A 25,167-nucleotide genomic window follows, 5' to 3' on the forward strand; every position below is an offset into this window, starting at 1 on the left:
GGATGAAGGATAAATGTTAAAGCGTATTGGCGTTATCGCCACTTCATTTTTAGCAAGCGCGTCATTTATGGCGGCGAGTACCGCCTTGGCTAAAAAGACGCCGCCACCAACAGCCGAAGATTACGCGTTTAATCATGTCAGCTGTAAAGGCGACCCGAACGAAATTCGCGTGATTGTCAGCGGCATTGAGGCCGCAACCGGATTGATTACGGCCGATTTGTTTCCCAACAAGGAAGAGGGATTTTTGCGCGGGCGTGGTCGGTTGTTGCAGGTCAAATTTGCCGCCAAAGCCCCTTTGACAAAGTTTTGCATCACCGCGCCTGAGAGCGGCCTCTTCGCTATGTCCGTCTATCATGACGGCAACGCCAATGGCATTTTCGACAAGAACGGCATCGGCCTTCCGGCAGAACCGTGGGGCATTTCGAACAATCCAAAAGTCCGGTTTGCGCCGCCACCTGTCGAAAAAGCCCTATTTTCGGTATCCGAAAATAACCCTGCGCATGTGTTTATCAAATTGAACTAGCGCCCGCGCTTTTCATTTCGGCTGATCCGCTTTAGTCACTTTGGAACCGATTTTCAGTCGGGCCATATGAAGGATCCGCCATGCTTGAAAAACATCGCACCGTTGAAATCCGTCCTGTCGCTACGGACGCCGATCGCAAGGCATTCATTCGCGTGCCGAATGCAATTTATGCGGATGATCCGAATTATGTTGCGCCGCTCGAATTCGAACTGGCGAACCGACTGAATGCGGACAAGAACATCATCCTCAAGGGTCAAAAACACCAATTATGGATTGCCTATAAGGACGGTCAGCCAGTCGGCCGCATCTCTGCGATCATCAATGAGGCACATCTAAACCGACATAATGATGACGCGTGCCATTTCGGTTTCTTCGAATCGATCAATGACCCAGAGGTTGCCGACGCCTTGTTGCGTACTGCCGCAGACTGGGGCCGCGAACACGGCATGAAGAAAATTGCAGGGCCGTTTAATTTTTCCGTCAATGAAGAAGTCGGCCTGTTGGTCGATGGTTTTGACACCGCGCCTTATGTCATGATGCCTCATGGCCGCCGCTATTATCAAAAGCTGATTGAAGACCTCGGCTATACTAAAGCCATTGATATGTATGCGCTGAGTTACGTGCCCCATGGCGACATGATCCCGCCAAAACGGAAGCGCTTTTTAGATAAAGCCATGTCGAAAGCGGATGTCACGATCCGCAATATCGATATGTCAGACTTTAAAAATGAAATCGGACGCTTGGTCGATATTTTCAATGATGCCTGGTTCGATAATTGGGGATTTGTTCCGTTTACGGCAGAACAGGTCGAACACATGGCCGAGGAGCTTCGCCCGATTATCTCGCCCCATAATATTGTGTTCTGCGATTATAATGGCGAACCGGCGGCGTTCGGCTTGGTGCTCCCTGATGTGAATCATGTTGCCCGGGATTTTGGCGGCAAGCTTTTGCCCTTTAACTGGGCAAAGCTATTGTGGCGACTAAAAGTAAAAAACGTCCCGCGCGCACGCATGCCTCTAATGGGCGTTCGCCGAAAGCTCCATCGTCGCCCGATTGGAACGGCGCTTGCCTATAAAATCATCGAGGTTGCGCAACATGCCAATGTATCGCGCGGGGTCGTTCATTCGGAATTATCATGGATTCTTGAAACCAACGAATCCATGATTGCCATGTTGCTCGATATGGGCGGCGAAATTTACAAGACCTATCGGATTTACGAAAAACCGCTTTAGGGTTGTTTTTCAAAGACAATTCCCGATGCCCGGGCGCTATTCACCGTAAAGGATTCGATTGCGCCATCACTGTTCCGGGTAAAGAGTAAGTCGAAATCGCGGCCATAGTGCCGTAGGTGATCATTGGCGACCGGATATAGCTTGTCGTCCGATCCGATTATGCCGCGAATACGCAATTCTTTTTCGTCGCGAACAATCGTTATCGTATTATCGACCTCATGGGAATAATAATCCCCTACAAAGCTTAGTTGTTCAGTTGCAGAAAGCGCATAGGGTGCCAACGCATCGTCACGCTTTGAGGCGGCTTCGTCTTTTGGGCCGATATTTTCAGCCAAAACAATATCAGCAATTGCAGTCGCATAGGCGCTGGGTTTGGCTTTTGAAGAATTGCACAAAAGAGCAATCGTCAATTTCTCGTCTGGAAAACGCTGCAGGGTCGATCGATACCCGGCCAGTGATCCATTATGATGTACACGGCTTATACCGCGATAGGGCGTAAGCTTTAGAGCGACGCCATATTCCGTTTCTTCACCGGAATTCAAAACCGCCGATTGCTGCATCTCGTCAATTAGCGATGCGCCGCCGCCAAGCTTGTTGTCGTAAAAATTCCGGTCCCACTTAATGAGATCAACCACCGTCGAATACATACCGCCCGATCCAACAACATCGAGCGTTGAATCACTAAGGAGATAGTCGCCACCGGATCGCGGCGCATAACCATGGGCCTTACGCTTTACCAGCCGGCGATGATCATGCTGAAACCGGCTATCCGCCATATCTAATGGTTCAAAAATACGCCCTTGCGCAAAAGCATCGAGGTTATCGCCGTAAACCGCATTGACGATTTGTGAGATCAGGAAATAGGCCGAATTGCTATAGGCATATTGCGTGCCCGGTTCGAAATTAAGCCCCTCTTGCTGCGCAAGAATTTCCATGATGGCCGGCTCAGTGATGACGTAATTTGCGGGCTTACCGGCAAGATAGAAAAGCCAGAAAAAATCTCGCAGGCCACTGGTATGATGAAGGGTCTGGCGAACGGTAATCCGATCCGCATAATCCGGCAGCGCGGGCAGATATGTGCGCACCGGCTCGTCGAGATCAATACGCCCGTCATGATCGAGCAACATGGCTGTCATACCGACAAATTGTTTCGACACCGACCCGGCATAAAACACCGTATCCGGCCGAATAGGCACATCCTGTTCGAGGTCGGCCATGCCATAGCCGTCAAGATGGATCAACGCACCCTGTTGATCGACGGCGACAGCGCAGCCGGGTGTTGTTTCATTATATTGCGAAAAAATTTCGTCGATTTGATCAGAATAAATACCGCGAATGTTTTCTTGTGCATATGCCGGAAACGCAACGACATATGCACAAAGGCTAACGGCAATTTTTTTAATCATCAGTACCCTATCGGAAGAACGGCTCATCAAAACTACGCAGCTTGCGTGAGTGCAATGTGCCTGCCTGTTCTTCCTGTCGCAAGACCTCAATTGCGCGAACGCCGATTTCGAGGTGCTGACTTACGCTTTCCTGATAAAATGCATCGGCCATGCCCGGTAATTTAACTTCACCATGAAGCGGCCGGTCAGAAACGCATAAAAGCGTTCCATACGGAACACGGTACCGATAGCCATTCGCCGCGATGGTTGCGGATTCCATATCAATGGCGATGGCCCGCGCCTGATTAAGCCGAACCGCATTGCGTTCAAAGCGCAGCTCCCAGTTGCGGTCGCTGGTGGTCACAACGGTGCCGGTTCTAAGGTGCTCTTTTAATTTGCGCCCGACATTACCCGATATTTCCTGAACGGCGCGGGTCAGCGCCAATTGGACCTCTGCCAGCGTTGGCAGCGGCACTGATGGCGGCAGCACATCATCAAGGACGTTGTCTTCGCGCAGATAAGCGTGCGCCAGAACATAGTCACCAAGACGTTGGGACCGCCGCAAGCCGCCGCAATGGCCGATCATCAACCAAACCTGTGGGCGCAATACCGCCAGGTGATCGGTTATGTTTTTCGCATTTGACGGACCAACACCGATATTCACAAGGGTTATACCCTTATGTCCATTCTGAACCATGTGATAGGCGGGCATTTGCGGCAAGCGCGGCACCGGCCCTTCTTTAGGTTTAACGTCTTTTGTCGTGATCCGCTCACCGGGTTCAATCAATGCATCCGCACGGCCTGCTTCGATCTCACCTTTTGCATATTCGACAAATTCATCCACATAGCGCTGATAGTTCGTGAACAGAATATAGTCCTGAAAATGTTCAGGCCGTGTTGCCGTGTAATGTTGAATCCGGTGCAACGAATAATCAATTCGCTCTGCCGTAAACAAAGACAACGGCATTGCGCCATGGCGTTTCAGAATAAATTCGCCGTCAACAATATCATCATTCGTTGCAACCAAGTTCGGCGTATGGAAATGGTGCTGCAATTTCCGGCGCTTGTCTGGCGTTAAAAGCGCCGTTGCTTTTTCCAGTGCAAAGGTCAGCGGAATTGGCGTGCGGGATTTGCCTACATAAATTTTCGCCGCATAGCGTTCAATCGTGCGCGTAATCTGGGCTTTGAGATAATCCGCGAACAAGGCCGGTTGGGTAATGGTTGCGCCATGGACGCTATTTGAGGAGATCTGTCCGAGCGCCAGTTTCGATGTCTGGGGCGCAGATTCCGCAGGCACCACCGCACATAAATAGGGGTAGAAACCGCCCGTATCCCGGTCGGAACTTGGCTCCAAATTGTCATCATCGGCCAGATACCGGTCAAACCGGTCGGCAATCAACTTGTGGGCTTCGTCATAAAGCGCGATCAAACGGTCGACCGCTTCTTGAGGCGTTTTACAAGCGACGAGGTCGGTAGCGGGTACGTCAAAATCCACGGTCGATGCCATGCCAATTCACCTCCAAAAAATAAAAAAGTCCCGTCCTTTACACCTCTTGGCGCAATTTTTCCAGTTTTTTACGAAAAACGCCGCGTTTTACCGCGCTTCTTCGTCCGAAAGCGGGCGCGCTTCGTCCACCAGCATGATCGGAATACCGTCGCGGATCGGGTAAGCCAGACGGGCTTTCTTACTTACCAATTCATTTTTCTCGCGGTCGTAAACCAATGTCGCCTTGGTTTGTGGGCAGACAAGTTCAGCCAGCAATTTAGGGTCGATGCTCGCATGGTCGTTGGTCATATCAGGTCACCTTATTGCAGCGGGGTTTCTTCATCCTCGCCGCCGGGAAAAGCCAACAGCGCCTTCAGGCATTGCGCTTGCTCCGCGAGGGTTTCAGCTTCGAGCAAGGCCTGTTTTTCGTTCGATGCAAACGGACACCCCATGGCAAGGGAAACCACCAGCGCCTCGGTCGGCGCGGACGTCGCCTTCTCCCATTCGACCGCCATATTCTCCGCATCAAGATAAAGCTTCAATGCTTCGAGTAAATCATCACGATCAATGTCGTCGACACTGTTGTCACGCAAAACATCGATTTCATATGCGGCCCAGTCGGGACGCGCGAGCCGATAGGGCGTATCCGACACAAGCTCTTCGGCAAGTTTAAATCGGCGCGTGCCTGTCAGATTGATAATATAGCGGCCGTCTTCGGTTTCATTGAAGGACGTGATCCGACCAGCACAACCGACATCATATAGCTCGGGCCGCGAGGCATCCGTGCCTTCGCGCGGCTGGATCATGCCGATAAGCCGTGAGCCCGCAAGCGCGTCATCGACCATCCGCAAATATCGTGGCTCAAAGATATTCAACGGCAACTGCCCGCCGGGCAACAACATTGCCCCATCAAGTGGGAACAACGGTAAAATTTGCGGTGTCGGCTCTAGCCTCATGGGCGCAGACGCCTCCTATGAAAACAGGATCGATGACAAACGGCGTCGCCCTGCGGCGGTTGCCGGATGGGTGTGACCAAGCGCTTCGAAAACCGTCAAGAGTTTCTTGCGCGCCGCCTCGTCATTCCATGTGCGGTCACGTTCAATAATATCAAGCAAGGTATCGATTGCCGGCTCCATGGCACCGGCACCAAGAAAACCGCCCGCCAGCGCAAACTGCGCATCAAGATCGGCAGGGTTCGCCTCGACCTTTGCTTTCAGCGTATCGAGGTCTTCACCACCCTGATGCCCTTCGGCAATTGACAATGCCGCTTTTACACCATCGAGCGCAGGGTCGTTCTTTTTCGCCTCGGGTACCATCGCAATGGTCTGGCGCGCCTGTTCTGCATTCCCCAGCGCGAGGTAACACCGGGCAAGCCCGGCGAGCGCATCAACGTTCTCGTTGTCCTGCTGCGCCGCATGAGCAAAATATTGAGCCGCAGTGGTCGGATCGCCATTGTCGTAGGCCTCTTGCCCGATGGCGACGTAATCTTCTTCCGGGCCATTCGCACCGGGCGCGCCAGCGGCCGCTTGCACAAGCCGTTCGATGAATTGTTTGATTTCGCTTTCCGGGATCGCGCCCTGAAAGCCATCGACGGGCCGGCCTTGGAAAAAGCCATAAACGGTTGGCACCGATTGAATACGCATCTGAGACGCAAGCATCTGGTTTTTATCAATGTCGATTTTGACCATCTGCACCTTGCCATTGGTCGCCAAAACGGCGCGCTCTAGCATCGGGCCCAGTGTCTTACAGGGGCCACACCATTCGGCCCAAAAATCGACAATCACTGGCACTGTCATCGACGCCGCAAGAACTTCCTGCTCGAAAGTCTCAATCGTCACGTCTTTGATTGCGCTGCCGCCACCATTCGCGGGCGCGCCGCCCATCCCCAAAATCTCGCTCATGCCAATTCTCCGTTTCTTACCCCAATAAATGAGGGCCCGGGGCCCGAAACGCAACCGCTCGCGCCCGAGAGAAATACGATATTCGGGCGCTTAAACGCCGCTGTCGGTTTGTGGGTTCGCTAAATCGAGGATTTCCGGCTCAAAACCGCAGGCTTTGACGAAATTCACGAGATTCTCGGCACTTATCGCCGTCGAGGCGTTATTTTCTAACGGATGGAACCAGACCGGATCGGCCGCCAAGAGCGCGCGGTCAAGAACCACCCGCGCCAGGGCTTTGGCGCTTTCATTGATGAGCGTGAACGGCGTGACCGCACCGGGGATCACGCCCAATGTTTCGGTCATCAAATCAGGCTTTCCAAAAGAGAGCCTTCCTTTTGCGCCAAGTCGTTTGCCGAGGCCCACCAGGTCGACCCGGGTATCCGACAGCGCAACCGCAAGAAAAAGCGACCCGCGCTTGTCTTTGACGAAAAGATTCTTGGAATGTCCGCCCGGCCATTGCTGTTTCAGTTCCCGGCCCTCTTCTACGGTGAAAATTGGCGGATGCTCGACCGTCCGATGCGCAATGCCGAGATTATCCAGAAAATCAAAGAGATCCTTCCGTGTCGCGGCTCCCGCGGGGAGCGATTGGGCCACTTTTTCACTGTCATTTGCTACCGCCATGAGGGTCCTTCTCATAATTTTTTCCAAGAATGCAAAGAAGCGAATGTTTCCGCTTGCAAAGCCCCGTTCCCTCGTGCATATAGCGGCCCCTGTCGACCATCAAGTTGGCAGAATACGTCAGTGAGCGGGCGTAGCTCAGGGGTAGAGCGAAACCTTGCCAAGGTTTAGGTCGTGCGTTCGAATCGCATCGCCCGCTCCAGTTTTCCAACTTTACCCAATTTTCAAAATTCACCGAAAAGCGCGCTACCAAATTAGGTGGCTTAAGGCCGCTCAATCGCGACGGGCCTTTTCTGTGACCGCCGCGAGCGCGCAATTACCCCCTCTGCAGCCATCCACCATAGCGTGATCGATTGGCATGCCTCGGAGCCACAGGTTTTGATCGGGGTTTTTATCCCTATTCCAGCACCGGCAGTTCAAAATGAACAACGCTCCGGCGGGGGCGACTAATGCCCCAGACCTGCCGCGGGTTTTTATGATCAAAGGCAAATGCCTGCCCTTCGGTCGGCACGGTAATTGTCGCCACATGATCAAGCACCGGACCCATTTTCGGAAATTCCATCACATACATTTCTGTGCGGTCATGGCCCAAAAGATAGAGGCGGCCATCATCACCGATGGCCCCGCCTGATGCGGCTTGGGGTGCCATCCGATCAAGGATGGTTTTTGGCAGTGCATATCCGCCGGTGCGCCGCCATTCTTTGTCATAAGTCACAACCGATGCGTAGCTATGATCTTTGAAGGGCAGACCTGTTTCGTCGTCATAATGGGCAAAGCCGGCGATCCATCCATCCTTATAATGATCAAACCAGACCAAGGACCCCTCATCCATCACGCCAAAGCTTTTGCTTTCGAGATGTGTCATGGTTTTGGTGTCGAAGATTTCTATTGAACTCGCCATCGGCAATTGCGGATGGTTTGAGTTTGCACAAAATAACTTAGCACCTTCGACATAGCAGCTATTGAGGTGACGGATCGGCCCACCGCGCGTACCGACCCAGCGGCTGACAAGCTCACCATTATCACGCCGATATTTGCCGATCACATAATTGACGATGGCGTAGAAATATTTCTCGTCCGCCGCTGCGCCCTGGCCAGCTTCGATCGCTGGGTATTCGGCGATTGTTGTAGCGCTCAATTCTCTGACCGATGGCGGTTGATAATCTTCAATGCCGATCGCCGCCCAGGCCGCACGCCGCGCCTCGCGTTTTGAATCTTCGCTGGCCGCATGGAGCGGGGATTTTATGAGTGTACAGAGCAATAAAGCGACGATAATTTTAGACAAACGCATTGAAGACACCTTTGTGAATTTAGATCTCTCATAGCGTTGCCCTCAATATGATGGGTGACGCAGCAATGTATGTTCGAAGAATTTTTTTTGACAAAAGCGCACTCAGCGCTAATCCGTTTTACTGTTTGATGCCGCGGATCGCCGCCTCTTTTCCCTCAAGCTCAGACCGCATCTGGCGGAAGACTTTGCCATATTCATAAAACGGAATGCGCGGATTGAGGTGATGCACGAGGTGATAATTTTGGAAGACAAAAATCGCTGTCATCAGCGGCTGAAGACGCGGCGTTGTCAGCAACACATTACTGGCCTGATAGGCCTCTGTTTCCGTATGGGGATGATGCACCACATAGGCGAAGAAATAGGCCAGAAACGGCACGGTCAGAAGCCCCGGAATGACCCAAAGCATCATGATTTCATAGCCATAGCCCATGCTAAAGGCCGTCGCGACAATCGCAATCGCCAATAGGCGCTGGCCATAAATCGAAATTACAGCCCGGCGGGAAAGCCCACCGGTGCGCGCGAGACGCCAGATCTGGCGCTCATAGCCCACAAGGATCGACGCGCAGCAAATGAAAACCACAAACGGGTTTTTCCGCGCAACCCACATATCGCCATCTTCGTCCGGATTATTCGGCGCGCGGTGATGCGCAAGATGCACCGCCTTGAAGGCGAGGAAAGGCAGGAAAAACCAAAAGCTGCCGAAATGACCAATCGCTTCGTTCAACCACCGCAACTTTGGTGCCCCGGCGCTAATATTCCGGTGGATAGCTTCATGATTTGTATGCGCCGTAACATAGAGGAACACCGCATTGATCAGGCACGCCACCCAGAACGGAATGACACCGCTGAGCGCCGCCCAGGCGCTTAGGGAAATACCAATCCACAAAGACGCAAAAAGACCAACCGTGGGCCAAGCGGCACCACGGGTTAACGAAGATGGTCTTGTTGGCGCAAAGCCAGTGATAGAACTTTCAGACATGTCGTTTAGTATTCATTAATAATTTATTTTGAGCAAGTACGGTTTCGGGGTGGAAAACTTAAACAAACCGCGCTTTTAGGGCGTTATTTCGTCACATTCGCCAAGTGCTCATTAACTCTCTTGCGCTAGACAGTGCTTATGGCAACGCCGATTACGAGTTCCGATCGACCCGCTGCAAAGCGGCCCAGCCCGCTTAGCATGTTCAAAGCATCGCTCGAGCGCGACGGGCTGTCGGCAAAATCTGCCCGGTTCAATGATCCGGAAGTCGAAAAACAGTACACCCAGCATCTGGTCGAAAAGACGGTCCCGACCGAGCGAGTGCTCTGGTATTTGGTGATCTTCACCTATTTCAGCTATGCCATTCTCGACGTCCTGACGATTTCAGAAAATCTGGATACGGTTCTGATCATTCGTGCGATTTTCGGCACGATCATGATGTTGTTGATCCCGCTGTCTTTTATCCAGAAGGTCAAACCGCATTTTGGCGTATTGAGCGCCGCCGGGCTGTTCGTATCGGCCATTGGCGTAATCTGGATGATTGCGATCATCCCGGCCGAGGGCGCGCCGCCCTATATTATCGGCGTCTTGATCGTCTTTATCGCATCATCTTGCATCATGCGAATACCGTTCCCGGTGGCGGCGACGGCCTATATTACGTCATCGCTGGTTTACGTTGCGGTCCTGAACCTGATCCCGAAATTCTCGCCGGTCGATATTATTTCCGGTCATTTCTTCATGCTGAGTATCGCTTTGGTGGCGGTGATCACGAACTACACACAGGAATTGCGCTCGCGGACAATCTGGCTGCGTGATGAACAACGTAAACGTGACAGCGAGATGATCGAACGCTTGTTGATCGAAGCCACCGCCGCCGACCAGTCGAAAATCAACTTCCTGTCAATGATGAGCCACGAATTGCGGACACCGCTTCATCAGATCATTGGCTATACCGAAGTTGTCACCAATGCCTGCAAAGCCGCGAATGATGACTCGGATAATGTTCAGCACCTGAACGAAATCCACGGCTCAGCGCATATTCTGTTGTCACGCATTCAAAAAATGCTGCGCTTTGCCGATGCAACCGCCGGTAAAATGAAATACGAGATCGGCAATACAGGCGTTGATGAGCTTATCGAAGTGTCGCTCGAACAGATGCGCTCGGGCCTTGAGAAAAAAGGCATCACCGTAACGCAGGACAATCTCGAGAAGGGCACGATCTATATCGATATTGTCCATACCTGTTACGCGCTCAACAATCTTCTGGAAAACGCACTCAACGCGTCACCAAAAGGCAGCGTCATCGATATCAGCGGCAGCACCGATGAGGATGGTGCCTATGAGCTGGTCATCTCCGATAATGGACAGGGCATGAGCGCCGAGCAGATCGAAACTGCCTTGAAACCGTTTACCCAAGGCGAGCAAACCTTGAGACGCTCGTCAGAAGGGCTTGGACTGGGCCTGACCCTAGCCACGCGGATCTTCCAAGACCAAAACGCATCGCTACGGCTTGAATCAGACGGCACCAACGGCACAACCGTCACCATCCGGTTTGAGCCGCCGGTCAAAGCGAAAAAGCCTGTCGCAGAAAGCATGGCCAGCTAAATGTCTGGCCAGCTAACAGCTGCGGGCGTCAGGCTTTGGGTTTTTCCACCACAAGAAAATAGATCGCTTCCATCGGATCAGAGATCACGGAAACTTTCGCTTCGGGGATTTCATGCGCCATCGCGCGCATTTCTTCTTCGTTGCGGAAATAGAGTGTCCAGTCAGTGATATATTCAAGCGGCCAAATCATCCCGGTCGGAAGATTATTCACGTTCCCTACAATGACCTGACCGCCGGGTTTCACAAAATCATAAAGACGTTTGATGAACCGCTGGGCGAGAAGCGGGTTCAGATAATCGACGAACCCTGATGAATAAATCACATCGTTATCCATAAACGCCGCATTGTCCGGCGACGGACGCAGCATTTCACGGAACGAAATATTGAGCCCGGTCACATTCAGCCGGTCACGGTCGGTCATCGTCGCAATGCGCTGATAGGCATAATCAAGAGCCGCCGGTTCCTGATCGACCAGATTCATCCGCCAACGGACATCATCCGGCGTGCCCGAAAGAATATCTTCCATTTCACGTGCAGGGCCACTGCCCACACTGGTGATGGTAAATTCATCGCCATTACCGCTGCGGCGGTCATTGGCGTAATCACAAACAAGGCTGGCGACCATCTCCATCCGGGTTATGATCGCCCGCGAGGCACTCATTCCCAAAAGATGCAGGAATTTTTCGGCAACGCTGTTGCCCTCCGGCTTTTGTTCATAGCCGTAATTCATGATCTGATAGTCACCGGGATAGCCTGCCGGTTTGAAATAACAGCGCGCCCAGCCGGGACCGGCCAACAACATCTGTGTCACGGTCCGCTCGGTATAGGATTTATATCCGATACGACGTTGTTTTTCATCGTGAATATCGGCAACGAGCGTATTGCCCTGCTGCACCAGGTCGAGCCATCCCGTCTCTGCCGAGGCCGCCAGATCGCGGGCAATATCGTTACGTTCGTCCTCGCTCAACCGGGCCTCAATCGGACCCACATATTTCTGAACCCGCAGGAGATAACCGCCGAGAAACGCCGCCGCATCCGCGCAGAAGGTTTTATAAGCAATGGGCGGCTCAAGAAGTTCGACCGGTGTCCGCGCTTCGCGGGCGAGAACACTCGCATTTTCCCGGATAAGCCAATCAAGGTCAAAACGGTTCGACTCGAGTTCGAAACCCGTTGTGACGATGCCGGTCCCTTTGCCGGACCGTGCTTTTCGTGCCGTACCCAGAAAAAGTTCACGGCCATGTTGCGTCAAACGCAACAATCCGTGTTCACCCGGTTCGGTTTCCGTTTCACCACTTTTCGATTTGACGTTGAAACATCCTGCCCCGCGCGAACTAATATTGTGCAGGTCATAAGTCTCATCTTCGAAAATTAGTCGGGGCGGATTGCCGCCAAATATTTCCGAAGCCTCGTATCGGCTGGGTCGAAAAAATCGTGCTTTACCCGCCGCACCGGAAAGATCTTCGTAAGTTTTCGACATACGCCACCCGCGCTAAGAATTTGTCCCCGCAAAAATTAGTATGCCTAACGGAAAGTAAAGATCAATCGGTGCTTCCGCTTTGAAAGTCAAAAACAAATAGTTAATGGGCACTTTTTTTCTTGATGCGGATCAGTTTCGCGCTAAACGCGAGTACTGCTGACGATCACACATCGTCTTTTATCGTTAACTTCACCAATCGATCCTTCGATTCACAAAAGCGTCATTCAAAATTTAGGCAGCGTCGTCGCCGACAAGAATTTCTCTCTTGCCTGCGTGGTTCGCGGCTGAAATGACGCCTTCTTCTTCCATTCGTTCGATCAAGGTTGCTGCGCGGTTGTAGCCAATCTGCAAACGTCGCTGCACATATGATGTGGACGCCTTGCGGTCACGAAGAACCACCGCTACCGCGCGGTCATAAAGCGCGTCACCAGAATTGGTGTTGCCGCCAATATCAAAGCCGCCATCACCACCTTCGCCGTCTTCTTTCATTTCGGTGACCTCTTGAACATAGGTCGGTGCGCCCTGTTTCTTGAGGTGGTTAACAATCTTCTCGACTTCGTCATCAGAGACAAACGCACCGTGGACACGGCGAACACGCCCGCCACCCGCCATATGAAGCATGTCCCCCATGCCCAATAGCTGTTCAGCGCCCTGTTCACCAAGAATAGTACGACTGTCGATTTTCGACGTGACCTGGAATGAAATACGCGTCGGGAAGTTTGCCTTGATCGTACCGGTGATAACGTCAACCGATGGGCGCTGCGTCGCCATAATAAGGTGAATACCCGCAGCACGGGCCATCTGCGCCAAGCGCTGAACCATGCCTTCGATGTCTTTCCCGGCGACCATCATCAAATCGGCCACCTCGTCGATCACCACAACGATGAACGGCATCGGTTCGTATTCCAGCTCTTCAGTTTCATAAACCGCTTCGCCGGTTTCTTCGTCATAACCCGTATGGACGGTACGGCTCAGGGTTTCGCCTGTCTCTTCGGCTTCAGCAACACGCGCGTTAAAGCCTTCGACATTCCGCACGCCAACTTTTGACATGCGGCGATAGCGTTCTTCCATTTCGCGCACGGTCCACTTCAGCGCGACCACCGCTTTGCGCGGATCGGTCACCACAGGAGATAAAAGATGCGGGATACCCTCATAAACCGATAGTTCGAGCATTTTCGGATCGATCAGGATCAGTTTGCACTGCTCGGGCGATAATCGGTACAACAATGAGAGGATCATCGTATTGATCCCCACAGATTTACCGGAACCGGTTGTACCGGCGATCAGCAAGTGCGGCATCCGCGCGAGATCCGCAAATACCGGCTCGCCGCCAATCGACTTGCCGAGTGCAAGGGTCAGGTCACCGCGAGAGTTTTCATACTCGCCCGCACCCAATAGCTCGCGCAGGAAGACGACTTCGCGATCCTGGTTCGGAAGTTCTATACCAATTACATTGCGGCCCGGAACCACCGCGACACGCGCCGCGACCGCACTCATCGACCGGGCGATATCATCGGCAAGACCAATCACGCGGGATGATTTGATCCCCGCGGCGGGTTCAAGTTCATAAAGGGTGACCACGGGACCCGGCCGAACATTGATAATTTCGCCGCGCACGCCGAAATCGCTAAGCACATTTTCGAGCATCCGCGCATTCTGTTCGAGTGCCTCGTCGGAAATGACAGTCTTTTTGGCCGGGTTTGGTTTTGCCAATAGATTGAGCGCTGGCAATTCGTAATTCCCCGCCGAGAAGACCGGCAAGTTTGGCTGCACTTCCCTGCGCTCACGACGGCTTTCTTTGTCCTTATGGCCTTTGCGAATGATCTTTCGCTTGCGCGCCGGTGCGACCAGCGCCGGTTCTGCGTCGCTGTCTTCTTCTACTTCTTCTGCCTCATCATCTTCGGCTTCTTCATAATCTTCATCTTCCAGTTCTTCCTCTTCTGCTTCCGCACCGAAGAACCGCTCGTGCAGATCGAGAACGGAATCGCGAATAGCGATGGCAATGTCCTCTAGCGTCCACCACGCTTCGGCCAGCCGTTCGCGGGTTAATCCGCAAAGGATAGAATAGGCCACCAGCGCCAGCATGGCGAAAAGACCACCGGCCAATGGCACGGCAAGTTTTTGACCAATGAACATGGCGAAAAGCGACGTCACACCGCCAAAGATAAAGTCGCCCAACAGACCGCCGGACCCAACCACATAGGGCCAATCTGCCGGTGCAGGCCAAGAGGCGATAAATGCCGCCCCAGCGAGAAGCGCAATCGGTGCCGCAATCAAGCGATGCCAAAAATCTGCAGGGGTTTCTTCGGGGGCCCCCTTCATCATCGCGAAAAAGCCCCAGATTGCCAATGGCGCAATCAACAGGAATGCGCCGCCGCCAATCCACTGCAAGGAAAGATCTGCCGCAATCGCCCCAAGCGGCCCGCCCATATTTTGAACCTGCGCTGGCGTTGCAGTGTTCAACGAGGGATCAGAAATCGAAAAGGTCGCAAGCGCCACCATTAACCACACGCCGAGGACAATCATCGCAAGGCCACCGGCGCGCATCATCACATTACGGAGAAACTCACGTAACCGGTCGGCGAATTCGGAGAACGGATCGCGTTGGCGGCCCCTCAGGCGACCTCCCTTGCGGTTTCCGTGGCGGGCGTAGGATCGGGATTCTCTAGACATGTCGAAACGTATTTACCGAACTGCGAAAGATGAGATTGGAGTTTGGCATTTATCGTTAACAAAAGGGTTAACGGCTTTTAACCATTAGCGTTGTTGGGGCTTGCCTGTTCTTCGAGGGAGATACTGCGCACGCCAATTGTATATTTCAGCGCAACCCAGATCAGAAGGCTCATGGCGAAGGAAAAACCGGCAATGGCGGCAATGCTCAGGAGCTGCCCCCTGAGCCAGACATCTTCATTGACCCAGAACGCAATCAAAACGCCCCAAAGGCCACATAATAGATGGGTCGGCACCGCAAGGCCCGCATCGTCAATACGATACCGGTCAAAGAAAGGCGGGGTGACTGTGACAATGACCCCGCCCACCGCGCCGATCATCGCCGCTTGCCAAACCGCTGGCCCAAAGGGTTCAGCGGAAATCGAGACGATCCCGGCAATGGCACCGGTCATCGCCGAAACCAGCCCCGTGCGCTTATAGACCGTTTGCGTCAACACCATTGCGGCGAGCGATCCGCCAGCCATCGCGATCATCGCATTGGAAAACAAAATGCCGAGAGAAATTGCAGCCTCGACATTTGAATAGGAGCCAGACAATCCGGCAATCACCACGGTCAAAGCGGTGACCGCCAAAAGCGTACCAAATGCAGAAAGCGGTAAAGCGGTGGAAACCGCGGGTCGGCCCGGCCCCTGACTATAGCGGCCATTGCGCGGTCCAACGACCATCACGGCCGCAAGCCCCGCCGCACCGGCAGCAACATGAATTGCGGCGGCACCGCCAATGTCATGGAAACTCCATTCGGAAGCGAAATAACCCCCGCCCCATATCCAGCTTGCAGTGATCGGATAAATCAACACCGACCAGATGAACGCAAAAAACAAAAACGGCCACAGCCGCACACGCTCAGACACCGCCGAGGAAACGATCATGGTGCCGAAAGCGGCCAGAACCATATGAAAGAACCAGAACGCCCCCGCCGAATAGCCCAGCGCCGCCGGTTCATCATCTATCGGGGACCATGGCCTGAACTCACCAAGGAAACCATTCGTTTCGATACTAAAAAGAAGGTGATAACCACTCAGCCAAAAGGCGAATGCCGATAAAGCAACGGCCCCGATCGTCCGAAGGCAAACCGCCGGCGCATTCAGGGTCCGTGACAGGCCAATATCGCGCAACGCAAAACCTGCAATCGCCACGAGGCCAGCCAGACCGCCAATCATCAAGAGCCCGCTATCGAGCAAATATCGGGTCACATCGCTCGCCGGGCCCATATCCGTTGCCAGGGTTTGGGCAGACGCCATGCTGGGCAACAACAGGGCGGCGAAGATCAAGGACAGGCATTTCCGGCGCATAGGCCATTCTCCATCAGTCAATGCTTCATTGTCCTAAGAGTGTTTCCAAATCTGTAAAAGCGCCCGGAATTTGCGCCAAGCCCCGTTTTCGGGCCATACGCCGCATCCCAAGACCAGTAGACGCCAGCAGGCGGAAAGGCGAAACTGCGCCCATGACACAATCATTCGACATTGCGATTGTTGGCGGTGGCCTCGCGGGGGGCTTGGCTGCGCTTGCCTTTGCTTCAAAAGACTTTAGCTGCGCGATCATTGACGCTGGCGACCCCAAAAAAATGCGAACGGCTGGATTTGATGGTCGAACAACCGCGATCTCCTATGCTTCGGCGCGAGTCTTTCGTCGCCTCGACCTGTGGGACCAGATCGCACCCCATGCGGAACCGATCCGGGATATTCTGGTCACCGATGGCCGGGCCAAATCGCGCTTCGATGAAGGCACGGTATCGAGCTTTCATTTGCATTTCGACAGCCGGGAACTGGGCGATGACCAACCATTGGGCTTTATCGTTGAGAACCGGATCTTGCGGAATGTGATGTTCGACGCCATCGCCACCCATGACAACATCACCCTCATCGCCCCCGCAAAACGTAACGCAACCCAGTTTGACAGCGCCCGCGCCGTTGTAACGCTTGAAGACGGACAAGAAATTGTCGCCGCCTTGGTGGTCGCCGCCGATGGGCGCATGTCATCGCTAAGGGCGGAAGCCAATATCAAAACCAATCAATGGCGCTATCGCCAAACCGGTATTGTTGCGACGGTCGCCCATGAACGCCCCCACGAAGGTGTCGCGCAGGAATTTTTCTTACCGGCCGGGCCTTTTGCAATCTTGCCGATGACGGAGAACCGGTCGTCGCTTGTCTGGACCGAAAAATCCGACGCCGCCGACGCCTATATGCGCCTTGATGATGATAAATTCCGTATCGAGATTGAAAATCGTTTTGGTGAATATCTCGGCGCGCTTGAACCCGCTGGCCCGCGCTGGTCATATCCATTGGCCTTTACCCTTGCGCAAAGTTATGTCGCCCCGCGCCTTGCGTTAATCGGCGATGCGGCCCACGCCATTCACCCGATTGCCGGTCAAGGGTTCAATCTCGGCGTAAAAGATATCGCGGCCCTTGTCGATGTCATCACCGAAGGCCGCGATGTTGGTTTGGATATCGGCGCGCTGACCGTATTACAAAACTATCAGCAATGGCGTCGATTTGATTCCGCCGCCCTCGCTCTTGGTACGGATCTTTTAAATCGTCTGTTCTCAAATGATTTTACGCCCTTGCGGATCGCACGGGATATCGGCATGGGCGCGGTCAATTCAATCGCGCCGCTTAGAACCTTTTTCATGCGACAAGCCGGTGCCGATATGGGCACATTGCCAAGCCTGATGGCGCGCGAGACCTAAACTGGGGAGATCAATGATGCGACTAACCAAACGGGAACTTATCAAAGTAACGGGGTTCGCGGGCATCGCCGCTGCGACCGGCACCCAGGCGGCGAATGCCGCGCCACGAACCGACATGGCAGCTGGCGCAAAGCCGATCACCGCTGATGAACGCCGCACACGGATCGAAAAAGTACAGGGCTTGATGCGCGATCAGGGCATCAGCGCGCTCTTGCTCGATGCGGGTTCCGCAATGGTCTATTTCACCGGCATCAATTGGTGGCGATCAGAGCGCTTGACGGGCGTCATTATCCCGGCGGATGGAGAAATCGCGGTTGTCACGCCCTATTTCGAAGAGCCGTCCATTCGGGAAAGCCTCATGGTTGGTGATGACGTGCGCACCTGGCACGAACATGAAAGCCCGTTTGAATTGGTGGCCGGCATTCTAAAAGACCGTGGTCTGACGAAGGGCAAGCTCGCGATTGAGGATACGGTCCGGCACTTTATTGTTGATGGTGTCGCAAAGGCCGCCCCGGAATTTGAGATCGTTTCCGGACATGACGTCACCTTGGGCGTTCGGCTTTATAAATCACCTGCTGAATTGGCGCTGATGCAAATTGCAAATAACATCACCCTTGCGGCCTATAAGCATGTCCATTCAAAAATTGAAGCGGGCATGTCGCAACAGGATATTTCAGCCCTGATGAGCGCTACCACGGCCCAGCTTGGCGGCGCAGTTTCATTTTCGATGGCACTGATTGGCGAGTCCAGCGCCTATCCGCACGGATCGAACAAACCTCAGACGGTTCAGGAAGAGTCTATCATCCTGATGGATTGTGGATGTTCCGTACACGACTATCAATCGGACATTTCGCGGACTTGGGTCTTTGGCGAACCGACCGCCAAACAGCGCAAGGTCTGGAACACCGTCAAGCAAGGGCAGGAATTAGCGCTTGAAACCGCCCAGCTCGGCGTTAGCGCGGGCACTGTTGATGATGTGGTTCGCCGCTATTACGAAGCCGAAGGGTTTGGGCCGGGTTATAAAACACCGGGCCTTCCGCACCGTCTCGGCCATGGGATCGGCATGGACGTGCATGAGCCAGTTAATTTCGTTCATGGCGAGGAAAAACCGCTCGCGCCCGGCATGTGTTTTTCAAACGAGCCGGGGATTTATCTGTTCGGGGAGTTCGGCGTGCGATTGGAGGATTGCCTTTACATGACCGAAGACGGGCCGAAGCTCTTTACGGACCTGTCTCCCTCGATCGACGCGCCGTTTGGCTAGGGAAACCACACCGGTTACCCTACGGACGTTCTTTGTAGGTCGGTTTGGCGGTTTGACAGAGCGATAAAAATCGCTAGCGCGCATATGCAGTTGCTGATAATAATCTCCGTCGGGCGGAGGGGAGGTTTTTATGGCAACCACGGCACGGGTATCGTCTTTAGGGCGATCACAGTTTTACCTATATATGTCGCTTGGCCTATTGGCGACGGCGATCCTTGGGTTTTTCAATACCTATATCCAACCGCTCGCACTTGGCACCTTTAAAGGCCAAACGATCTTACATATTCATGGCGCGGTTTTCTTTGGGTGGTTTATCTTTTACGCCGTTCAAAACTGGCTGGTAGCGAGCGGCCGGACGCGTATTCATCGCGAAGTCGGTTTATTGGGCATAGCGCTTGCGACTGCAATGTTCTTTACGGTGATGATCACCACGACTATCCGCATCAATTATTTTGAAGCTCTCGGTTTTGGCGAACAGATTCGAATTTTCAGTTGGGTGCAGGTCGGCGGTATTCTTTTCTTCATAAGCCTTTTCACGCTTGCGATCCTGTCTATTCGCAACCCTGAAACCCATAAACGCCTGATGTTATTGGCGACAATATCTTTGATGGACGCGCCTATTGCGCGCATTCTGGCCCTGTTTTTATTGCCGCCCCCACCGCCCGGCTTTATCGGGCCGCCGCCGGTCATGGCGGCCGTCATTGGCGGGCTTGGTGCATGTGTGTTTCTGATTTGGGCGGTTATTCATGATTGGCGCACAAGGGGCCGACCGCATTCGGTCTATTTATATGGTGGCGCGGCCTTTATTCTTCTTCAGCTCACCCGCATTCCCATCAGCGAAACAGGAATGTGGATGAAAATCTCAACGATGATCGGAAATCTCGGCCATTAGCCGCGCAGAACCAGTTCGCCTTTGCGCGCTTCAACGCTTTCAAGACGTGAAAGATAACTCATGCCCAATAGATTGATGTTGAGCTGGTCGTCTTTCAGGATAAAGGCTTTGACCCCTTGAATGCGAAGGCCGTCAATGTCGATCTCATCAATCGTTACAAACGCCGCTTTGGTTTCGCCATTTGCCGTATGCACCGGATAGGTATAGTCCGTCCACGATGTATAAATGCCGGCGGCGCGGGCATCGCTATCACGGAGCGCGACATAGCTTGCACCGGTATCGACCAAAAATTTAGCGGGCCGTTGATTGACCGCTGCGTCCACATAAAATTGCTGATCCGGTGATGCTTTAATCCGGATTTCATCACCCCAATGGGAAACCCGGTTTACCTGCGGTTCTGGTGATTGCAGGCTCGCGGCGCGCGCAGGGGTTTTTGGCTGAGCCGATAGGCGCGCCTCAAAAACCCGCGGTGCCGCAATGGCTGTCGCGACAATAATAGCAGCAGCAATAATTTCGGTACGCATGTTCGTCCCTTCACTTCAGGGACTATATAAACAACTCTTTATTTCAGCTTTTTCTGCGCTTTAGTTCAAATTCGACCGTTTCGAATTAACCAAGACCGAGCACATCACGCATCGTATAAAGGCCAGCGGGCTTGCCCATAACCCATTGCGCGGCTGCCACCGCACCCTTGGCAAAAAGACCGCGATCAATGGCGCTATGGGATAGGGTGATAACCTCTTGCATGCCCGTAAAAGCCACCTGATGTTCGCCCACAATACCGCCACCGCGCATGACCGAAAAGCCGATGTCACCCTGCTTGCGTTTACCGGCTCTGGTGTCATCAACGCCCGAAGAGACCTGGTTAAGATCGACCCCGCGCCCGCGCGCCGCCGCCGCACCCAGCATCAAGGCCGTACCGGAGGGGGCATCGACCTTTGCGCGGTGATGGGCCTCGAAGATTTCGATATCGTAATCATCGCTAAGTGCTTTCGCACCGGCCTCAACAAGGGCGGTTAAAACATTAACGCCGACACTCATATTGCCGGACTTCACGATAGGAATGGATTTCGCCAGATCAGCGATCTGCGATTCTTCCTCATCGGAAAAACCGGTCGTGCCGATCACATGGGCGACGCCTTTTTCCGATGCGGCGCGGGCATTGCTGATTGTGACCTTGGGGGCGGTAAAATCGATCAACGCACCGGCCCGGGTGAGGCCTTTTTCCGCAGCGTCTTCGACCGCAAGGCCAATCGCATCAAGCCCCGCAAGCACGCCAATATCTTTACCAATATCGGGACCGTCCGGTCTTTCGAAACCACCTGCGAGCGTCGCGCCGGGGGTTTTCAAGATCTCAGCAACAATCGCGCGGCCCATGCGACCACCGGCACCGGCAACTAAGATGGATGTTTTCGCCATGGGACTTCCTTACTCGACTGACTTCACGATCCGCGCGGGAACGCTGTTCCGTAGCGGTGCGCGAAATATTTCGCAATGTCTCGCGCATTATCAATGAACCGGGCCCCATTGGCGGTTTGAACCGGCGTGTCGCCGGCGTCGGAATTATCACCCAATAAAAGTGTCGGGCAATTTTGATGATCATCGCCCAACAGGCCCGTGAGTTCGAGACGCGGGCGGTCAATAGGTTGATAGCGGATATCGAGCGATTCTTTAATCGCAGGATAATAGCTCAGTACCCCCCATATTTCTGCACATTCCGGGCAAAATTCACGTCGGCCATTGGCCGAAAATCCCGGCGGTAGCAAAAATAATACGTCTCGCGTCATCTTAGTCCTTTCCAAATACCTTTTTATTCATAGTGGCGTCTTGGGCATCACCAAGACCGCCACCGCTCAGGGTTTGTTCTGCCCCTTCGCCCATCAACATTTCAAGCACGGCTTTAGTCTCTTCTTGCGAGTTCACGCGCGGGAAGTCCATATCCGGTTCTGGCACGCCGAGAAACGCACAAAGCGGTGCCCAGCCATCCTTGACCTCGAAAACCAATAACCGCTCTGGCGCAATGGTGTTTTTCACGGCCTGAACATGGCGATCAAACGCATCGAGCATCTTGGCGCGGTCATGCACATCGCCGCCGAGATAGCTCCATATCGCTTTTTCCGACAAGGTGCCAAAGGGCGTCGGTCGCGACATATCAACCATGCGCGGGCTCAAAATCGTTTCCTGGGTGGAGACGAACCATTTTTCCGGATCGCGGACCGTCAAAATTATTTTGGCATCGGGATAATGGTCGGCAAGTTCACGCCAGAAACCCGCAATCGGAAAATCGCAACCGGATTGATAGTTACTGAAAATCGTTTCCCAATCAGGAGTTTCACCGGCTTTCACCTGATCGGCTGCCCGGATCCACAGATCGATATGACCCGGCGTCGCAAAGACCTCGCTCATATGATAGCACGGCCCGATCCCCAAGGTTTCCAATGCGACTTTCAACGATGCCGTACCCGTTCGGCCAAAACCAACACCAATAACTTTCATAATGTTCTCCCATTTCGGGCGAGCCTAGCACCATATTCAGAATGCGCATATCGCATTGACAATCAGAAATTGGGATTGCGCCTAAAAACCTTCCGACTATGTTCGCGCGGGTTATGTCACGCATTCCTTCCCTCCGCGTTTTTCGCCATCAAGGTTATCGGCATTATTGGTTCGCCCGGCAGTTGATTTCTGCTGAGCGTCAAATGGTGGCCGTTGCTATTGGCTGGCAGATTTATGACCTCGCGCGGGAAACCCGTTCGGTGGAGGAGTCGGCCTTCCTGCTTGGGCTTGTTGGTCTTGCGCAGTTTCTGCCGGTTTTCTTTCTCTCACTGGTGGGTGGTCAGGCCGCAGACCGGCTAAACCGAAAAATGATTTTGGTGGCCTCGAACCTGATCCGCTTGCTGATCATTGGGGTTCTGTTTACCGCGAGTTTCTATCCGGCGGCGGTTGCCATCCCTGCGATTTTTATTGCGGCGACGCTGACCGGCGGGGTGAATGCGTTCACGCCCGCAGCGGCCAATTCGCTTTACCCAACGCTTGTGCCGCGCGAAGACCTGCCGGTTGCGATTGTGTGGAATTCGCTCGGGTTTCAGACCGCGGCAATCTTCGGCCCGGCGATTGGCGGGTTTTTATATATTGGCGGGCCGCAGGTGGTTTACGCCACCGGTGCGGTGCTAATCGCCATCGCCATTGCCAGCCTTTGGACCGCGCAAACCCCCGCCCATGTGCCCAACAAACAGGCACGCGGCGTTAAAATGGTATTCGAAGGGTTACGCTATGTGCGTGATAATAAAGTCGTGCTCGGATCAATCTCACTTGATCTGGTGGTGGTCTTTTTCGGCGGTGTGACCGCATTATTACCGGTCTTTGCGCGCGATGTTTTGCATATCGGCACCGAAGGGCTCGGGTTCTTGCGGGCCGCGCCAGCCATCGGGGCCGGACTGGTGGCGCTGGCGCTCGCCATCAAACCTTTTAGCCGCCGGGTCGGCTTTTGGATGTTAAGCGCGATTGCGGTTTATGGCCTTGCCATGCTGGGCTTTGCGCTCTCCCCCTATTTCTGGCTTTCCATGATCATGCTTGCCATCACCGGCGCGGCCGACATGGTGTCGATGTATGTGCGATCGTCGGTGATGCAGCTCGCCACGCCGGATGGCATGCGCGGCCGGGTTTCATCGGTGTCGTTCATTTTCGTTTCAGCATCGAATGAGCTTGGCGAATTTGAAAGCGGTGTCGCTGCGCGCTTTCTTGGCCCGGTCGGGGCGGTTCTGTTGGGCGGTGTTGTTTCGATTGTTGCGGCGGGCGCGTGGATCAAACTGTTCCCGGCGCTGGCGCGCGCGGACCGCTTCGAAGACACAGCGACCATCGGGCAGGAAAAAGCCTAACTCGCAGCCTCCAGCGTTGCGAGATTTTCGACTTTCCACGTCAGGCGATAGGTCACCATATAGGCGTCATGGTCGGATAGCATTTTACCGTTGCGCGGTTTTTCAAACATCTTTTCCGCGCGGATCGGGCGAATATCAATTTGCGGCACACCGGCAAAACCCTGCAGGTCTTGGGTGTCGAGCCAAGGGGCGTCGCCCGTCCATGGCATGCGCGCATCACAAGCCGATTGCGGCTCAAGACAATATTGCGCCACCAGCTTACCCGGCAGGGTCTTGGCATTATGCCCAAAGCGGTCTTCTGAATGGCGGGTGTTGAAATCACCGGCGTAAATGATCGGCCAATTGGGGTTGAGCGATTGCGCCATCAGCGCGCCCATTTCATCAACCTGTTGGCGATGGGCGGCGAGCGCCCGCGCCGCTGAAACACCGGACGCACCATTGGAATTGAGATGCGTGTTTAGAATCTGGATCGGCGCAGGCGCACCGGGGATCTCTATCACGGCGATCATTGCGCCTTTATTGGCAAGGCAATCATAACCGGCGCAGCTGTTTTCCTGAAACGGCGTCATATGCGCCGCAATCACCGGATAATCGCTGAAAATAAAAAGCCCGGATGACAGAACCTTACCGATGCGCTCGCCCTTTAAAAAGCGGCGGGCACGGACGAACCCTTGGTCAATGCGCGGCAGGTCAAGCGCGGTCACGTCTTTTGCGCTCGGGCCAGAGATTTTATGGGCATAAGGCGCGCCAACCGCTTCGGATGCGGGGGTAAATGCCTCCTGAAGGACGATTACATCGGGTGCGCGCTCCGCCGCATGCAACGCGACCATGTCACGGGCAATTTCCTTCAACGCCGCCGGGCGACCACGCCGAATCGGCCACGGCAACCCAGCGACATTATACGTCATCACCGAAAAATCCATCGACGCTGTCCCCCGCGCAGCATCGATCTTGATCCTCGGTGATTTCGTCAAATGTTGGACCGTGGGCGGATTATCGGCTTCGGTGGAATTACCGGAAAGCGCCGTGAATGCGCTCAGAACCAGTGCCGAAGCAACCAGTAGCGGCGTGCGAACGCGATTTCCAAACTTCATCATCACAAAGCCGATATGCCCCAATGATTGAGGCTATGGCGGAAGTCTATGACAGGAATTTATCCGGCAGATGAAAGTTTTATGGCGATAAAC

The 25,167-nt window shown here is 53.9% G+C and carries 23 protein-coding genes and 1 tRNA gene; 8 read left to right on the top strand and 16 right to left on the bottom strand.

What is annotated here, in order from left to right; genetic code table 11:
* The first annotated feature begins 13 nt into the window (after nt 1-13).
* Both ABFZ83_RS11715 and ABFZ83_RS11720 read left to right on the top strand, forming a co-directional pair.
* A complete protein-coding gene (locus ABFZ83_RS11715; protein WP_411816738.1) occupies nt 14-523 on the top strand; it encodes a DUF2141 domain-containing protein in 510 nt (169 codons plus the stop codon).
* Between the two features lie 80 nt (nt 524-603).
* Nucleotides 604-1,755: a dATP pyrophosphohydrolase gene (locus ABFZ83_RS11720; protein WP_411816739.1), complete on the top strand. Its 1,152-nt coding sequence runs from the start codon at nt 604-606 to the stop codon at nt 1,753-1,755.
* Here ABFZ83_RS11720 and ABFZ83_RS11725 read toward each other — a convergent pair.
* From ABFZ83_RS11725 to ABFZ83_RS11750, 6 genes are all read right to left on the bottom strand, one after another.
* Complete coding sequence (locus tag ABFZ83_RS11725; protein WP_411816740.1) at nt 1,752-3,161, bottom strand: serine hydrolase domain-containing protein; 1,410 nt, start codon at nt 3,159-3,161, stop codon at nt 1,752-1,754. The genes ABFZ83_RS11720 and ABFZ83_RS11725 overlap by 4 nt on opposite strands.
* A gap of 7 nt (nt 3,162-3,168) precedes the next feature.
* Nucleotides 3,169-4,647, bottom strand: coding sequence for an AMP nucleosidase (locus ABFZ83_RS11730; protein WP_411816741.1), 1,479 nt, complete (start codon nt 4,645-4,647; stop codon nt 3,169-3,171).
* A gap of 87 nt (nt 4,648-4,734) precedes the next feature.
* The gene (locus ABFZ83_RS11735) at nt 4,735-4,914 is read right to left on the bottom strand and encodes a Trm112 family protein (protein ID WP_411818830.1); all 180 of its coding nucleotides are present in this window, start codon (nt 4,912-4,914) and stop codon (nt 4,735-4,737) included.
* 32 nt (nt 4,915-4,946) lie between these two features.
* Nucleotides 4,947-5,582, bottom strand: coding sequence for an LON peptidase substrate-binding domain-containing protein (locus tag ABFZ83_RS11740; protein ID WP_411816742.1), 636 nt, complete (start codon nt 5,580-5,582; stop codon nt 4,947-4,949).
* A gap of 15 nt (nt 5,583-5,597) precedes the next feature.
* Nucleotides 5,598-6,527: a tetratricopeptide repeat protein gene (locus ABFZ83_RS11745; RefSeq protein ID WP_411816743.1), complete on the bottom strand. Its 930-nt coding sequence runs from the start codon at nt 6,525-6,527 to the stop codon at nt 5,598-5,600.
* 90 nt (nt 6,528-6,617) lie between these two features.
* Nucleotides 6,618-7,187: a prolyl-tRNA synthetase associated domain-containing protein gene (locus ABFZ83_RS11750; protein ID WP_411816744.1), complete on the bottom strand. Its 570-nt coding sequence runs from the start codon at nt 7,185-7,187 to the stop codon at nt 6,618-6,620.
* 124 nt (nt 7,188-7,311) lie between these two features.
* Here ABFZ83_RS11750 and ABFZ83_RS11755 point away from each other — a divergent pair.
* Nucleotides 7,312-7,386: transfer RNA gene (locus ABFZ83_RS11755), tRNA-Gly, on the top strand.
* Nucleotides 7,387-7,581: 195 nt separating this feature from the next.
* On the opposite strand, the gene ABFZ83_RS11760 is transcribed toward ABFZ83_RS11755, so the two are convergent.
* Both ABFZ83_RS11760 and ABFZ83_RS11765 read right to left on the bottom strand, forming a co-directional pair.
* The gene (locus tag ABFZ83_RS11760) at nt 7,582-8,475 is read right to left on the bottom strand and encodes a hypothetical protein (RefSeq protein WP_411816745.1); all 894 of its coding nucleotides are present in this window, start codon (nt 8,473-8,475) and stop codon (nt 7,582-7,584) included.
* A 118-nt stretch (nt 8,476-8,593) separates the two neighbouring features.
* Nucleotides 8,594-9,454 carry a fatty acid desaturase gene (locus ABFZ83_RS11765; RefSeq protein WP_411816746.1) on the bottom strand — a complete coding sequence of 287 codons (861 nt, stop codon included), beginning with the start codon at nt 9,452-9,454 and terminating at the stop codon, nt 8,594-8,596.
* Nucleotides 9,455-9,592: 138 nt separating this feature from the next.
* Here ABFZ83_RS11765 and ABFZ83_RS11770 point away from each other — a divergent pair, with 138 nt between their 5' ends.
* Nucleotides 9,593-11,056, top strand: a complete 1,464-nt coding sequence (locus ABFZ83_RS11770; protein WP_411816747.1) for an ATP-binding protein — start codon at nt 9,593-9,595, stop codon at nt 11,054-11,056.
* Nucleotides 11,057-11,084: 28 nt separating this feature from the next.
* On the opposite strand, the gene ABFZ83_RS11775 is transcribed toward ABFZ83_RS11770, so the two are convergent.
* The 3 genes from ABFZ83_RS11775 to ABFZ83_RS11785 form a co-directional block, all read right to left on the bottom strand.
* Nucleotides 11,085-12,533 carry a class I SAM-dependent methyltransferase gene (locus ABFZ83_RS11775; RefSeq protein WP_411816748.1) on the bottom strand — a complete coding sequence of 483 codons (1,449 nt, stop codon included), beginning with the start codon at nt 12,531-12,533 and terminating at the stop codon, nt 11,085-11,087.
* A 231-nt stretch (nt 12,534-12,764) separates the two neighbouring features.
* The gene (locus ABFZ83_RS11780; RefSeq protein WP_411816749.1) at nt 12,765-15,206 is read right to left on the bottom strand and encodes a DNA translocase FtsK; all 2,442 of its coding nucleotides are present in this window, start codon (nt 15,204-15,206) and stop codon (nt 12,765-12,767) included.
* A 77-nt stretch (nt 15,207-15,283) separates the two neighbouring features.
* On the bottom strand, nt 15,284-16,555 hold the full coding sequence (locus ABFZ83_RS11785; protein ID WP_411816750.1) for a hypothetical protein: 1,272 nt from the start codon (nt 16,553-16,555) through the stop codon (nt 15,284-15,286).
* Between the two features lie 152 nt (nt 16,556-16,707).
* On the opposite strand from ABFZ83_RS11785, the gene ABFZ83_RS11790 reads away from it, so the two are divergent.
* The 3 genes from ABFZ83_RS11790 to ABFZ83_RS11800 all read left to right on the top strand — a co-directional run bounded on the left by ABFZ83_RS11790 (nt 16,708) and on the right by ABFZ83_RS11800 (nt 20,102).
* The gene (locus tag ABFZ83_RS11790; RefSeq protein WP_411816751.1) at nt 16,708-17,949 is read left to right on the top strand and encodes a UbiH/UbiF/VisC/COQ6 family ubiquinone biosynthesis hydroxylase; all 1,242 of its coding nucleotides are present in this window, start codon (nt 16,708-16,710) and stop codon (nt 17,947-17,949) included.
* 16 nt (nt 17,950-17,965) lie between these two features.
* On the top strand, nt 17,966-19,210 hold the full coding sequence (locus tag ABFZ83_RS11795; protein WP_411818831.1) for a M24 family metallopeptidase: 1,245 nt from the start codon (nt 17,966-17,968) through the stop codon (nt 19,208-19,210).
* 130 nt (nt 19,211-19,340) lie between these two features.
* Nucleotides 19,341-20,102 (top strand): hypothetical protein, encoded by a 762-nt coding sequence (locus ABFZ83_RS11800; protein ID WP_411816752.1) that lies wholly within the window; start codon nt 19,341-19,343, stop codon nt 20,100-20,102.
* Here the strand turns inward: ABFZ83_RS11800 and ABFZ83_RS11805 are convergent.
* The 4 genes from ABFZ83_RS11805 to ABFZ83_RS11820 form a co-directional block, all read right to left on the bottom strand.
* Nucleotides 20,099-20,626, bottom strand: coding sequence for a TIGR02281 family clan AA aspartic protease (locus ABFZ83_RS11805; RefSeq protein ID WP_411816753.1), 528 nt, complete (start codon nt 20,624-20,626; stop codon nt 20,099-20,101). The two genes, ABFZ83_RS11800 and ABFZ83_RS11805, sit on opposite strands and share 4 nt — an antisense overlap.
* Before the next feature lie 85 nt (nt 20,627-20,711).
* The gene (gene dapB, locus ABFZ83_RS11810) at nt 20,712-21,521 is read right to left on the bottom strand and encodes a 4-hydroxy-tetrahydrodipicolinate reductase (protein ID WP_411816754.1); all 810 of its coding nucleotides are present in this window, start codon (nt 21,519-21,521) and stop codon (nt 20,712-20,714) included.
* 23 nt (nt 21,522-21,544) lie between these two features.
* Complete coding sequence (locus ABFZ83_RS11815) at nt 21,545-21,889, bottom strand: DUF3088 family protein (RefSeq protein WP_411816755.1); 345 nt, start codon at nt 21,887-21,889, stop codon at nt 21,545-21,547.
* A gap of 1 nt (nt 21,890) precedes the next feature.
* Nucleotides 21,891-22,598 (bottom strand): sulfotransferase family protein, encoded by a 708-nt coding sequence (locus ABFZ83_RS11820; RefSeq protein ID WP_411816756.1) that lies wholly within the window; start codon nt 22,596-22,598, stop codon nt 21,891-21,893.
* Between the two features lie 113 nt (nt 22,599-22,711).
* Here ABFZ83_RS11820 and ABFZ83_RS11825 point away from each other — a divergent pair, with 113 nt between their 5' ends.
* Entirely contained in the window at nt 22,712-23,980 is a 1,269-nt protein-coding gene (locus ABFZ83_RS11825) for an MFS transporter (RefSeq protein ID WP_411816757.1), read from the top strand.
* On the opposite strand, the gene ABFZ83_RS11830 is transcribed toward ABFZ83_RS11825, so the two are convergent.
* A complete protein-coding gene (locus tag ABFZ83_RS11830) occupies nt 23,977-25,077 on the bottom strand; it encodes an endonuclease/exonuclease/phosphatase family protein (protein ID WP_411816758.1) in 1,101 nt (366 codons plus the stop codon). The two genes, ABFZ83_RS11825 and ABFZ83_RS11830, sit on opposite strands and share 4 nt — an antisense overlap.
* Between the last annotated feature and the right edge of the window lie 90 nt (nt 25,078-25,167).

Source organism: Hyphococcus formosus (assembly GCF_046736345.1).
Taxonomy (GTDB): domain Bacteria; phylum Pseudomonadota; class Alphaproteobacteria; order Caulobacterales; family Parvularculaceae; genus Hyphococcus; species Hyphococcus formosus.